The following is a 12,922-nucleotide window of genomic DNA, read 5'->3' as shown; positions in this document are numbered from 1 at the left end:
GCCACATGGATGGCACAGCAAAACAAGAACCACATTTATCACCCCGGACATCTAGCGGAACCATCGTCAACATGAGTCAAACGGATTTTCTGCCGACCGGCCCCGAATTAACGGTCGTGGTCCCGGTGTACAACGAAGAAGAAGGCCTCGCAGCCCTCTTCTCCCGCCTGTATCCCGCGCTTGACGCGCTCGGCGCAACGTATGAAGTGATCTTCATCAACGACGGCAGCCGCGACAAGTCGGCGGCATTGCTTGCCCAGCAGTTTCGCGCGCGACCGGATACGACCCGCGTGATCCTGCTGAACGGCAACTATGGCCAGCACATGGCCATTCTTGCGGGCTTCGAACAATCGCGCGGAGAAAGCGTCATCACGCTCGACGCCGACTTGCAGAATCCCCCCGAGGAAATTGCCAAGCTGCTCGAGAAGATGCGAGAGGGTTACGACTACGTCGGTACGATTCGCCAGCAACGCCAGGACAGCTTTTGGCGCAAGAAAGCATCGCGCCTGATGAACCGGCTGCGCGAGCGCATCACGCGCATCAGGATGACCGACCAGGGTTGCATGTTGCGCGGTTACAGCCGGCACATCATTGACACCATCAACCGCTGCGGTGAAATCAATACCTTCATTCCGGCGTTGGCCTATACGTTTGCGCAGAACCCGATTGAAATCGATGTCGCACACGAAGAGCGCTTCGCGGGTGAATCGAAGTACTCGCTGTACAGCCTGATCCGCCTCAATTTCGACCTGGTGACCGGATTCTCGGTCGTGCCGCTGCAGTGGTTGTCGTTCATCGGCGTGATCCTGTCTGTTGCGTCGGCGGCCCTGTTCGTGCTGCTGTTGGTTCGACGCTTCATGTTCGGCGCGGAAGTACAAGGTGTGTTCACGCTGTTCGCTATCACGTTCTTCATGCTCGGCGTAATCATCTTCGCGCTTGGGCTGCTCGGCGAATATATTGGCCGCATCTATCAGCAAGTGCGCGCACGGCCGCGTTACCTGGTGCAGACCATCCTGGAAGAGCGGGACGGCAAGCTTGCGCGAACCATGCCACGTCAGGAAGCGGTAGCAGCAATCAGTCGCGAAGTCGATCCCCTATGAGGCCGCTATGAACCCGGCGGTGACTGCTACAAGCCCTGCAAGCACTACAAACGCTCCGCGCGCAAAGCCCCGTGCGGTCGTGTTCGCGTATCACAACGTCGGCTTGCGCTGCCTGCAGGTCCTGCTCGCGCGCGGCGTGGAGGTCGCGCTGGTTGTCACGCACGAAGACAATCCGGACGAGAACATCTGGTTCGGCAGCGTGAAGTCCGTCGCAGCGGATCATGGCATCACGGTCATCACGCCGGCCGATCCCAAGTCGCCCGAACTGCGTGACGCAATCAGCGAACTCGCGCCGGACTTCATTTTCTCGTTCTATTACCGGCATATGCTGCCGGTCGGCCTGCTCGCGCTCGCCGCGCGCGGCGCGTACAACATGCACGGTTCGTTGTTGCCGAAGTATCGAGGACGCGTGCCGACCAATTGGGCCGTGTTGAACGGAGAAACCGAAACGGGCGCGACGCTGCACGAGATGGCCGCAAAACCCGACGCCGGAGCGATCCTCGCCCAGACACCCGTGCCCATTCTCCCCGACGACACCGCCGCGCAAGTCTTCGACAAAACCACCGTCGCCGCAGAACAAACCTTGTGGCGTGTCTTGCCGGCTTTGATCGCGGGCGAAGCGTCGCATTTGCCAAACGACCTCACGAAAGGCAGCTACTTCGGCGGCCGGAAGCCGGAGGATGGACGCATCGACTGGTCGCAAACGGCGCAGCAGGTCTACAACCTGATCCGCGCCGTCGCGCCGCCGTATCCGGGGGCTTTTACGGACATCGGCCAGGCGCGGTTTATTGTCGCGCGGGCTCGCCTCGTGCCCGAAAACGGCCTGCCGGGTGTCAATACCGAGAGCCTGCGTGAGGTCTCGAATTTGCCCCCTGGGCTGCACGTGAAGGATAATGCCCTGTTTGGCGTATGCGGCGACCGCCGCGTCGTCGCCATCCGTGAACTACGGCAACCATTCGTGGACGAAAGCCAGACTCCCGCCGGCGGCGAACGCGTCGTCAGTCCCGCCGAATTCGGCCGACTCACTCAATCACTTCCTCATTCATGAAAAAAGTCCTGATCCTGGGTGTCAACGGCTTCATTGGCCACCACCTCTCCAAGCGCATTCTCGAGACGACCGACTGGGAAGTCTTCGGTATGGACATGCAACGCGACCGTCTCGGCGACCTCGCCAATCACGAGCGCATGCATTTCTTCGAAGGCGACATCACGATCAACAAGGAGTGGGTCGAATATCACATCAAGAAGTGCGATGTGATCCTGCCGCTCGTCGCTATTGCCACGCCGGCCACCTACGTCAAGCAGCCGCTGCGCGTCTTCGAACTCGACTTCGAAGCGAACCTGCCCATCGTGCGTTCAGCCGTGAAATACGGTAAGCACCTCGTGTTTCCGTCCACGTCCGAGGTGTACGGCATGTGCACCGACGAGCAATTCGATCCCGAAGAATCGCAACTGAGCTACGGCCCGATCAACAAGCCGCGCTGGATCTACGCGTGCTCGAAGCAGTTGATGGACCGCGTGATCTGGGGTTACGGCATGGAAGGCTTGAACTTCACGCTGTTCCGACCGTTCAACTGGATCGGCCCGGGCCTCGACTCGATCTACACGCCGAAGGAAGGCAGCTCGCGCGTGGTCACGCAATTCCTGGGTCACATCGTACGCGGCGAAAACATCAGCCTGGTCGATGGCGGCGCGCAAAAGCGTGCGTTCACGGATATTGACGACGGCATTGGCGCGTTGATGAAGATCATCGAAAACAAGAACGGCGTAGCGACGGGCAAGATCTATAACATCGGCAATCCGAGCAACAACTTCTCGGTCCGTGAACTCGCGAACAAGATGCTGAAGCTCGCGAACGAGATTGCCGAATACGCGGAAAGCGCGAAGACGGTTCAGCTCGTGGAAACGTCGTCGGGCGATTACTACGGCGCGGGTTATCAGGACGTGCAGAACCGTGTGCCGAAGATTGACAACACCATCCAGGAACTCGACTGGAAACCGGTCGCGACCATGGACGACGCGTTGCGCAAGATTTTTGAAGCCTATCGCGGCGATGTAGGCACGGCGCGGCGCCTTGTCGAAGATCAGTCTTAAGGACGGCGCGTGGCTCGCATTGTTCTGAAAATCGACGTCGACACCTTGCGTGGCACGCGCGAAGGTGTGCCGAATCTCGCGCGCCTGCTCGACAAATATCACGCCCGCGCCACGTTCCTGTTCAGCCTCGGACCCGATCACACCGGCTGGGCATTGCGCCGCGTGTTTCGCCCGGGGTTTCTCAAGAAGGTGTCGCGGACGTCGGTGGTCGAGCATTACGGCATCAAGACGCTCATGTACGGCGTGCTGCTGCCGGGGCCGGATATCGGCCGCCGCGCGGTTGCCGAAATGCGCGCGATTCATGAAGCGGGCTTCGAGTGCGGCATCCACACGTGGGATCACGTGTACTGGCAGGACAATGTCCGTGCCGGCAATCGTGAGTGGACAGCCAAACAGATGCAGCGCAGCCATGCGCGTTTCGTTGAGATCTTTGGCGCGCCGCCCGTCACGCACGGCGCGGCGGGCTGGCAGATGAACGGCTACGCGTTCGAACAAATCGATGCGTGGGGCATGAAGTACGCGTCCGATGGGCGTGGCCACACGCCCTACATTCCGGTGCTCGACGGACGAATGCTGAATCACGTCCAGATGCCCACCACGCTGCCTACGCTGGATGAAGTCCTCGGCGTAGATGGCGTTGACGTGAGCAACGTTGCTGCGCATTTGCTGGGTCTCACGTCGAAGCAGGCCCACGACCAGGTCTTCACGCTGCACGCCGAACTGGAAGGACAAAAGCTGGCCACGGTATTCGAGCAATTGCTGGCCGGGTGGAGCGCACAAGGTCACAGCTTCTGCACGATGGGCGACTATCATGCAACGCTGGACCGCGCGACGCTGCCCACGTACCCTGTCGCGTGGGGCGAGATTCCAGGCCGCGCGGGCGAGCTGATACTCCAGCCGGATTGACACATTGGGCGGTTTGAAGCGTGCGTGCGTCTGACGCTTGATCTGGGCTTGGCCGAGCGGCTTATTTCTCAAATTCGGGCGGATGGGCGGGCAGATCGGCTCTGTTGAACCAGGCAAGCGGATGACCAAGCCAGACCAAGCCTGGCCCGGACGCCTCAAGCCCTTCCTGGATCCGCACTACCGTTCTAACGTACTCGTTCACCAGAAGCTGGCGCACGGGCAGGTGCCTACCAATAACAGCAACCATGGGACCGGAGTAAGCGCATAGGACCAGGGCAAGCACTTAAGCGCCAATTCTGATCAACACGCCAACTCCGGCCGACCGCAGAAAACTTGCATGGGGCCGGAGTAAGCGCTGAAGCGCCAACTCCGGCCGACAAAGGAGAAACTTCGTGCCGATCGCAGTCGATCAACCCGTTCCCGATTTCACCGCGCCCGCAACCGGCGGCGACTTTTCGCTGTCGTCCCTGCGAGGCAAGAAAGTCGTGCTGTTTTTTTATCCAAAAGACAACACGCCCGGCTGTACCACGGAAAGCCTGCAATTCCGTGACCTTTATGCGCAATTCAAGAAGGCGGGCGCTGAAGTGATCGGCATCTCGCGTGACAGCGTGAAATCGCACGACAACTTCAAGGCGAAGCTTGAGCTGCCGTACACGCTGGTATCCGATTCCGATGAAGCTATTTGCACGCTCTTCGGTGTCATCAAAATGAAGAAAATGTATGGGAAGGAAGTACGCGGAATCGAGCGTTCAACCTTCCTGCTGGACGCTGACGGCGTGCTTCGCCAGGAGTTCCGTGGCGTAAAGGTTCCAGGCCACGTTGAGCAGATTGTGGAAGCTGTACAAGCGCTTTGAGGCACGTTATATTGGTTCGCAATGAGCGCTTGCCCTTCCCTCCATTTCTCTTTGCGTAGCGTCCGGTGTTTCGCGGTTTTCCCCGCGACCGGCACGGGGTCCCGCTACACGCCACGTCTGCAATCCTGGGGCGTGGCGGAAGTTGAAAGGCGCTTTGAAGCAGGCGCTGTCGAGCCGCTGGTCCCATCGTCCGGGACGGCGGCTTTTTTGTTTGCGGACGCTCTCTCACCCGCAGCGTGTGCGCCCTGGGCGTCCCGCGCCGTCCGTGCGTTTCATCCCCGTTTTCTTCAGGACGCAACTTCCAAGGAGCCGATCGAAATCTAGGCGAACCGGCGTTTTCGAAACCGAAGCGCGTCTCCGGGCGCAAACTGCATCGACGTCCGGCCTTTTGGCTGAAAGCCTGAGGCCCGAAAGACCTACGCAGGATGCGACAGGCGACGCACGACATACGATCCGAATCCTATCGAGGAAAACCATGCCTTTGCCTACCGCACCCGTCAAGCTCGGCAACCTCCTGCCGTCTGAAGAATACAAAGCCAAAGCCCGGCCTGCCCGATCATCGAAAAAGCAGGCAAGCGACGGCGATCTAGTTGAAACCGAATCCGATTTTGGCGCCAGCGTCGGCGCTTCGCGGCCTGCTGCCGCGAACACCGCCAATACGTTGCGCGCTATAGCAAGCGAGACGCTTGCGAACGCGGCGAAAGGCTCAGCGGTAGAAGCCTCTGACGCAGCACCCGCCGCGCGCACGCGCCGCACGAAACAAACTGCGGCGTTGCTGCAACCCGCTGCGGCACCGGCCGAACAGGTTGAAACCACACCGGCTGTCGCACGCGCGCCGGTCGAAGCGCGCACGCCGTCGCGCTCCGAAGCGCCGGCCGCGACCGTGGCAACCGCTCAACCGCGCGGCCAGCAAAAACGCCGCCAGCGTGGCCAGCCGGAAAACGAGATCGGCAAGCTGTTCGTACTCGACACGAACGTGCTGATGCACGATCCGTCATCGCTGTTCCGGTTCGAGGAACACGACGTCTATCTGCCCATGATGACGCTCGAGGAGCTCGATAACCACAAGAAGGGTATGTCGGAAGTCGCGCGCAATGCGCGTCAGGTGAGCCGCACGCTGGATGCGCTCGTGGCGCACGTCGGTGAGATGGCCGCCGGACTGCCGTTGTCCGCGCTGGGCAATCGCGATGCCACCGGCCGCCTGTACTTCCAGACCACGCTGACGGACATTGAGCCGGTCGAGGGCCTGCCCGTTGGCAAGGCCGACAACCAGATTCTCGGCGTGGTTCGCGCGCTGCAGAAGGAGCGTACGGATCGCCAGGTCGTGCTGGTGTCGAAAGACATCAACATGCGCATCAAGGCCCACGCGCTCGGCCTGCCCGCTGAAGATTATTTCAACGACCAGGTGCTGGAAGACAAGGACCTGCTCTATTCCGGCGTCCGCGCGTTGCCTTCGGACTTCTGGACGAAGCACGCGAAGGGCATGGAAAGCTGGCAGGACACCAAGACGGGCACGACGTATTACCGCGTGACCGGTCCGCAATGCGCGTCCATGCTGGTGAACGAGTTCGTTTATTTCGAACCGCAGAACGGCGAACCGTCGTTCTACGGCATCGTGCGCGAGTTGAACGGCAAGACGGCGCTGCTGCAAACGCTGCGCGATTACAGCCATCACAAAAACAACGTGTGGGGCATCACGTCGCGTAATCGCGAGCAGAATTTCGCGTTGAACCTGCTGATGAACCCGGACGTGGATTTCGTCACGCTGCTGGGTCAGGCAGGTACCGGCAAGACCTTGATGGCGCTGGCCGCCGGCCTCGCGCAAGTGCTCGACGACAAGCGCTATAACGAGATCATCGTGACGCGTGCGACGGTTCCGGTTGGCGAAGACATCGGCTTCTTGCCGGGTACGGAAGAGGAAAAGATGCAGCCGTGGATGGGCGCATTCGACGACAACCTCGAAGTCCTGCAAAAAACCGACGACGCCGCCGGCGAATGGGGCCGCGCCGCCACGCAGGAATTGATCCGGTCACGCTTGAAGGTGAAGAGCATGAACTTCATGCGCGGCCGGACCTTCGTGGACAAATACGTGATCATCGACGAAGCGCAGAACCTGACTCCCAAGCAGATGAAAACGCTCGTCACGCGCGCCGGTCCGGGCACGAAGATCGTGTGTCTGGGCAATATCGCGCAGATCGACACGCCGTATCTGACGGAAGGCAGTTCGGGCCTGACGTACGTGGTCGACCGCTTCAAGGGCTGGACGCATAGCGGTCACGTCACGCTCGCGCGCGGCGAACGCTCACGGCTGGCGGATTACGCGTCCGATATTCTTTAAATTTTCAACGCGCTTTGAAAGCCCGGCAAGCATCGCTTGCCGGGCTTTTTTTCGTCTTTTCATCGTGTTTTAGACCTTAAAACACGTTCCTCCGAAGCAACACTTACAGCGTAAACCTCAAGTGACTTATCAAGAAAACTTGCTTGAGCTCCGTCTGACGGGCTAGTATCGCGAGACCGCCATGACGGCGAGCCTTCCGTTCACCCTCAGCTCGCCCTTTCGAATGCGTCGACTTTGGTCACTGCTGCTCCTCACCCTCCTCGTTGCCGCGTGCTCCAGCGCGCCGACGCGGGTGTCGCGTGCGCCGGCTGCATCGAACGCTACCGCGTCTAATCGCACCTTCGCCACACCCTCCGGCTTCCCGAATTTCGTCGATCACAGCGTCGGACGCGAGGAAATTTCCATTCAGGCGATGTCGCTTGTGGGCGTGCCGTATCGCTGGGGAGGCAATACTCCGGAGGCAGGTTTTGATTGCAGCGGGCTTGTGCGCTATGTGGTGGATCGGGCGGCATCGGTGAATCTGCCACGCACGACCGCGGACATGAGCGTGCGCGGCGAATCGATTGAACCCGACGAAGTTGCCCCTGGCGACCTGATTTTCTTCAACACGACGGGCCGGCCACATTCGCACGTCGGAATCTACGTGGGTAAGCTGCGCTTCGTGAACGCGCCGTCGACAGGCGGCACCGTGCGGCTCGATTACCTCACCAATCCGTATTGGGCAAAGCGTTTCGATGGCATCCGGCGCGTCGCGCCGCCGAAAGCTGCTCCAGCTCCGTTCGACACACCAACCTATCTGGCGTCCCCGGTTCCTGTACCGGCGGATGGTGCGTCAGGCCGTTCACCGACGCAAGTTGCCGCACAGGTCGGCGACCGTTATAAACCACCGCCGGCCATGACGACTACAACGCCACCGCCCGCAGGCGCCTACCGTACCGCCGCCGATCAGTTCGAACCGCCACCGCCCGCGTGGTCATCCGCTCAGCGACAGGCGCAATCGGCGGGCGCCGTCTCACCGGCCATTACGACCGCCCGCTCGGGCGCCGATCCGTTCGAACCACCGCCTTCCTCGCTCTCCGCCGCACAACGTCAATCGCAATCAGCAAACGCAACGTCACCGCCTCGCGAGTCACAGGCTGAATCGAATGCGATCGCGGCGGCATCGAATGCACCCGACCCCATCGCGGCCGCTGCCGATGCCTTCGAGCCACCACCGCCCACCGCCCGGCTGGCGGCGCAGCAGGTGCGTTCGATACAAGAGAGACAACCAGAGCAGCAACCCTCATCGGCTGGCCGGATCCCCGCGTCCGACCCCGCCGCTCACGTGATGCGTGCCTCCACGAATTTGCTCACGCCCACGCGCCCCGCTGTCTCCGACGACCCTATCGCGAAGTTCGCGAACGGTAGCTACTGAGCCGTCATCCTGCGAGCGCTTCCAGCGCGTTTCTCCGAACCGCACACATCTCCCAGCGTCTGCTATCGTGTCTCGATAACGATTCCACGCGTGTCGAGTTGACCGTCGAATCGATCATCGGCCTCGAAAGGAGTGAACCTCATGGACTTGGGACTCGCCGGCAAGATCGTGCTCATCACGGGCGGCAGCAAGGGTATCGGCTTCGCGTGTGCGCGGGCGTTTGCAGCGGAAGGTGCGCGCGTCGCGATTGTTTCACGCGATCCGGCAAATCTCGCCCGCGCTCGCGAAGAACTCGCGAAGGATGGCTTTCACGTGCATCTCGCGCGTGCCGATCTTCACGAAGCGCACAGCGCGCAAGACGTGGTGGAAGAAGCGACTGGCGCGCTTGGCCCGATCGACATTCTGGTGAATTGCGCGGGCGCCGCTAAACGCTACGATCCCGATCTCCTCGATGCCGCCAGCTACAAGGCCGCAATGGAAGCGAAATATTTCCCCTGCATCTACCCTCAGCAAGCCGTGCTGAAGCAAATGGCCGAACGGCTGAAAGCGAACCCCAAGGCCGAGCCGGGTGCAGTGGTGAACATCATCGGAATGGGTGGAAAGATCGCGAGCGACATCCATATTGCGGGCGGTGCGGCGAACGCGGCTCTAATGCTGGCAACCGTCGGTCTCGCGCATCATTACGCGAAGCTGGGCATTCGCATCAACGCGATCAATCCGGGTGCGACGTTGACGGAGCGTGTGGAGGAATCGCTGGCGCTCGAGGCGCAACGACTGGGCGTCACGCGAGATGAAGCGCTGGCGCTAAGCCAGGCAAAGGTGCCGCTTGGACGATACGCGAAACCCGAGGAGATCGCGGACGTTGCGCTATTCCTGGCGAGCCGCCGGGCGAGTTACGTATCGGGTGCAATCATTCCGATGGACGGTGTCGGCTCGCCGCTGATCTGACGCACTGACGGACGAAGCGCGGGTGACTGCGGGTGACCGGGTGACTTACAGCAAGCAAGTCACCCGAAAGCCGCTCGTTCAAAGAAAGCGATGTCCGAGCCACCATGCGGCGGCGGCCATCACGGCAGACGCCGGAATGGTCAGGATCCAGGCCCAGACAATATTCCCCGCCACGCCCCAGCGCACTGCGCTGAACTTCTGCGTGGCGCCCACACCAACAATCGCGCCTGTGATCGTGTGCGTGGTCGAAACAGGAATACCGAGAAACGAAGCAACGAACAGCGTAATTGCCCCGCCCGACTCCGCGCAAAACCCACCGACCGGCTTGAGCTTCGTGATCTTCTGGCCCATGGTGCGCACGATGCGCCAGCCGCCGAACAGCGTACCGAGCCCCATCGACAGGTAACATCCGCCGATCACCCAGATAGGCGGCGCGTCGGCCGCTGCTGACCAATACCCCGCAGCAATCAGCAGCATCCAGATAATGCCGATGGTCTTCTGCGCATCGTTGCCGCCGTGCCCGAGGCTATATAACCCTGCCGATATAAGCTGCCAGCGTCTGAATCGCCGGTCCACCTTGGAGGGTGGCGTGCGGAAATACATCCACGAAACGATCAGCATGAACAGCGATCCGAGCACAAAACCCAGCAACGGCGAGATAAAAATAAACGAGACAGTCTTGAGCAAGCCGTCCATATTCAACGAGCCCCACCCTGACTTCGCCCACGCGGAACCGACCAGGCCGCCAATCAGCGCATGTGACGAACTCGACGGAATGCCGTAGTGCCACGTGATGATGTTCCAGCCGATCGCCCCGACGAGCGCGCCGAAAATCACATATTGATCGACGATAGCCGGGTCGATCGTCCCTTTACCGACTGTTGCGGCAACCTTCAAATGGAAGATGAAATACGCAATGACGTTGAACGCGGCGGCGAACGCCACGGCTTGCTGAGGTTTCAGCACGCCGGTGGACACAACGGTTGCAATGGAGTTGGCGGCGTCGTGGAAGCCGTTCATGAAGTCGAACACGAGTGCGACCACGACGAGCGTAATGACAGCCCAGAGGGCGAGTTGAATCGAATGCATCGTTTATCGAGTGAGTGGCGCGGCTGAAATCAGGCGTTTTCCAGCACGATGCCTTCGATGATGTTCGCAACATCCTCGCATTTGTCGGTGATCGTCTCGAGCAACTCGTAGATTGCCTTGAGCTTGATCAGCGTCTTGACGTTGTCCTCTTCGCGAAAGAGTTTCGACATGGCCGAGCGCAGCACCCGGTCGGCGTCCGATTCCAGACGGTCGATTTCTTCGCAGATCTTGAGGATTTCGCTCGCGCGCTTCATGTCGGCGAGCAGCATGACGGCTTGCTGCACACGCTCGGAGGTCGCCGTGCAGATATGCGCGAGCTGGCTCATTTCCGCGGTCGATTCGCGCACGTCGTAAAGCGAAATGGCGGTGGCGACGTCTTCCATCAGGTCAAGGATGTCGTCCATCGTCGTGATGAGCTTGTGGATTTCGTCGCGATCGAGCGGCGTGATGAAGGTCTTGTGCAGCAGATCGATGGTTTCGTGCGTGAGCTTGTCCGCACGTTTTTCGTTGGTCTGGACGTTCTGCTTATGGACCTCCATTTGGTCCATGTTGTCGATCAGCAGTTCGAGTTCGTGACTGGCGTCAACGATGCACTTTGCGTGCGCATTAAAGATTTCGAAAAATTTGCCCTCGGTGGGCATGAAACGTCCAAACATGAAAATCCCGGAAAGTAGCTCAAAATGGCGCTGACATAAAACTGCCACATTGTACCTTCGCGGGACCACCGTCGCACCCTGACCGGCGTCAAATCGAACGCGGACGGGAGATAAGTTCCCGGCTAAGTTCCTTAGTCGCTATAGAAATTCTGCGCGCCGGCAAAATTCTCGAACTTCGTGTACTGGCCTTGGAACGTGAGGCGAACGGGGCCGATTGGACCGTTACGCTGCTTGCCGATAATAATCTCGGCCGTCCCTTTGTCCGGGGTATCCGGGTTGTAGACTTCGTCGCGATAAATGAAAAGAATCACGTCGGCGTCCTGTTCGATAGCGCCGGATTCACGCAGGTCGGACATGATCGGGCGTTTGTTCGGACGCTGCTCCAACCCGCGATTCAGCTGCGAAAGCGCCATCACGGGAACATCCAGTTCCTTGGCCAGACTTTTGAGTGAACGTGAGATTTCCGAAATTTCGGTCGCGCGGTTTTCACCGGCAGAACCGGAGCCGGACATGAGCTGCAAATAGTCCACGATGATCAGGCCCAGCTTCCCGCATTGCCGCGCCAGGCGGCGCGAGCGCGAGCGCAGCTCCATTGGGTTCAGACCACCGGTTTCATCGATAAAGATTTGCGCCTCGCTCATTTTCTGCACCGCGTGCGTGAGCTTCGGCCAGTCTTCGTCGGTGAGACGGCCAGTACGCATCCTGTGCTGGTCCAGACGGCCGACTGAGCCCAACATACGCATGGTGAGCTGCGTGCCCGGCATTTCCATGGAAAACACTGCCACCGGCAGGCCATATTCCACGGCCACGTATTCGCCGATATTCATCGAGAACGCGGTTTTACCCATCGATGGCCGGCCGGCCACGATGATCAATTCACCACCGTGCATGCCCGACGTCATACGGTCCAGATCGACGAAACCCGTTGGCGTACCAGTCACGTCGCTTGGGTTCGCGGTGTGATAAAGCGTGTCAATGCGCTCAACCACTTGCGTCAGCAACGGCCCGATCTCGAGAAAACCCTGCGTGCCACGCGCGCCGCTTTCCGCGATCGAGAACACCTTCGCCTCGGCCTCGTCCAGCAACTGGCGCACTTCCTTGCCTTGCGGATTAAAGGCGTCGGCGGAAATTTCATCGGCGACTGACACCAGGCGACGCAACACCGCCCGATCCCGCACGATTTCCGCATACCGGCGGATGTTCGCGGCGCTCGGCGTGTTCTGCGCAAGCGCGTTCAGATACGCCAAGCCGCCTACTTCCTCGGCCTTGCCGGTGTTCGTCAACGCCTCGTAGACAGTGATCACGTCGGCGGGGCGCGTGGTCGCGATCAGCTTGCCGATCGCCTCATAAATGATCCGATGGTCGTAGCGGTAGAAATCGCCATGCGACATCACGTCCGCAATACGGTCCCATGCGGCGTTATCCAGCAGCAAGCCGCCAATGACGGACTGCTCGGCTTCGATGGAATGCGGCGGGACCTTCAGCGCATCCAGTTGGGGATCTTTCGACGGTGCGTTCATGGG

Annotated in this window: 11 protein-coding genes; 8 read left to right on the top strand and 3 right to left on the bottom strand. The window is 60.2% G+C overall.

What is annotated here, in order from left to right:
* The first annotated feature begins 71 nt into the window (after positions 1-71).
* The 8 genes from SBC1_RS07390 to SBC1_RS07355 all read left to right on the top strand — a co-directional run bounded on the left by SBC1_RS07390 (position 72) and on the right by SBC1_RS07355 (position 9,654).
* On the top strand, positions 72-1,100 hold the full coding sequence (locus tag SBC1_RS07390) for a glycosyltransferase (RefSeq protein ID WP_165089725.1): 1,029 nt from the start codon (positions 72-74) through the stop codon (positions 1,098-1,100).
* Positions 1,101-1,119: 19 nt separating this feature from the next.
* Complete coding sequence (locus SBC1_RS07385; protein ID WP_241202045.1) at positions 1,120-2,148, top strand: formyltransferase; 1,029 nt, start codon at positions 1,120-1,122, stop codon at positions 2,146-2,148.
* Entirely contained in the window at positions 2,145-3,194 is a 1,050-nt protein-coding gene (locus tag SBC1_RS07380; protein WP_165089717.1) for a bifunctional UDP-4-keto-pentose/UDP-xylose synthase, read from the top strand. Before SBC1_RS07385 ends, SBC1_RS07380 begins: the two co-directional genes overlap by 4 nt.
* Before the next feature lie 9 nt (positions 3,195-3,203).
* Positions 3,204-4,100, top strand: coding sequence for a polysaccharide deacetylase family protein (locus SBC1_RS07375; protein WP_165089712.1), 897 nt, complete (start codon positions 3,204-3,206; stop codon positions 4,098-4,100).
* A 392-nt stretch (positions 4,101-4,492) separates the two neighbouring features.
* Positions 4,493-4,954, top strand: a complete 462-nt coding sequence (locus SBC1_RS07370; RefSeq protein ID WP_165089708.1) for a peroxiredoxin — start codon at positions 4,493-4,495, stop codon at positions 4,952-4,954.
* Between the two features lie 475 nt (positions 4,955-5,429).
* The gene (locus SBC1_RS07365; protein ID WP_165089704.1) at positions 5,430-7,292 is read left to right on the top strand and encodes a PhoH family protein; all 1,863 of its coding nucleotides are present in this window, start codon (positions 5,430-5,432) and stop codon (positions 7,290-7,292) included.
* A gap of 223 nt (positions 7,293-7,515) precedes the next feature.
* Positions 7,516-8,706, top strand: a complete 1,191-nt coding sequence (locus SBC1_RS07360) for a C40 family peptidase (protein ID WP_165093112.1) — start codon at positions 7,516-7,518, stop codon at positions 8,704-8,706.
* Positions 8,707-8,847: 141 nt separating this feature from the next.
* A complete protein-coding gene (locus tag SBC1_RS07355; protein ID WP_165089699.1) occupies positions 8,848-9,654 on the top strand; it encodes an SDR family NAD(P)-dependent oxidoreductase in 807 nt (268 codons plus the stop codon).
* Positions 9,655-9,732: 78 nt separating this feature from the next.
* On the opposite strand, the gene SBC1_RS07350 is transcribed toward SBC1_RS07355, so the two are convergent.
* The 3 genes from SBC1_RS07350 to SBC1_RS07340 all read right to left on the bottom strand — a co-directional run bounded on the left by SBC1_RS07350 (position 9,733) and on the right by SBC1_RS07340 (position 12,919).
* Entirely contained in the window at positions 9,733-10,743 is a 1,011-nt protein-coding gene (locus tag SBC1_RS07350; protein ID WP_165089695.1) for an inorganic phosphate transporter, read from the bottom strand.
* A gap of 29 nt (positions 10,744-10,772) precedes the next feature.
* Positions 10,773-11,399, bottom strand: a complete 627-nt coding sequence (locus tag SBC1_RS07345) for a DUF47 domain-containing protein (protein ID WP_165089692.1) — start codon at positions 11,397-11,399, stop codon at positions 10,773-10,775.
* A gap of 131 nt (positions 11,400-11,530) precedes the next feature.
* Positions 11,531-12,919, bottom strand: a complete 1,389-nt coding sequence (locus SBC1_RS07340) for a replicative DNA helicase (protein WP_165089687.1) — start codon at positions 12,917-12,919, stop codon at positions 11,531-11,533.
* Positions 12,920-12,922 lie beyond the last annotated feature (3 nt).

It is taken from the genome of Caballeronia sp. SBC1 (genome assembly GCF_011493005.1).
Taxonomy (GTDB): Bacteria; Pseudomonadota; Gammaproteobacteria; order Burkholderiales; family Burkholderiaceae; genus Caballeronia.
This window is presented reverse-complemented; position numbering and strand designations above follow the sequence as displayed.

Coding starts and splice junctions, on each gene's coding strand:
- SBC1_RS07390 (WP_165089725.1), top strand. CDS start 72: ATGAGTCAAACGGATTTTCTGCCGACCGGCCCCGAATTAACGGTCGTG.
- SBC1_RS07380 (WP_165089717.1), top strand. CDS start 2,145: ATGAAAAAAGTCCTGATCCTGGGTGTCAACGGCTTCATTGGCCACCAC.
- SBC1_RS07365 (WP_165089704.1), top strand. CDS start 5,430: ATGCCTTTGCCTACCGCACCCGTCAAGCTCGGCAACCTCCTGCCGTCT.
- SBC1_RS07360 (WP_165093112.1), top strand. CDS start 7,516: ATGCGTCGACTTTGGTCACTGCTGCTCCTCACCCTCCTCGTTGCCGCG.
- SBC1_RS07355 (WP_165089699.1), top strand. CDS start 8,848: ATGGACTTGGGACTCGCCGGCAAGATCGTGCTCATCACGGGCGGCAGC.
- SBC1_RS07350 (WP_165089695.1), bottom strand. CDS start 10,743: ATGCATTCGATTCAACTCGCCCTCTGGGCTGTCATTACGCTCGTCGTG.
- SBC1_RS07345 (WP_165089692.1), bottom strand. CDS start 11,399: ATGTTTGGACGTTTCATGCCCACCGAGGGCAAATTTTTCGAAATCTTT.
- SBC1_RS07340 (WP_165089687.1), bottom strand. CDS start 12,919: ATGAACGCACCGTCGAAAGATCCCCAACTGGATGCGCTGAAGGTCCCG.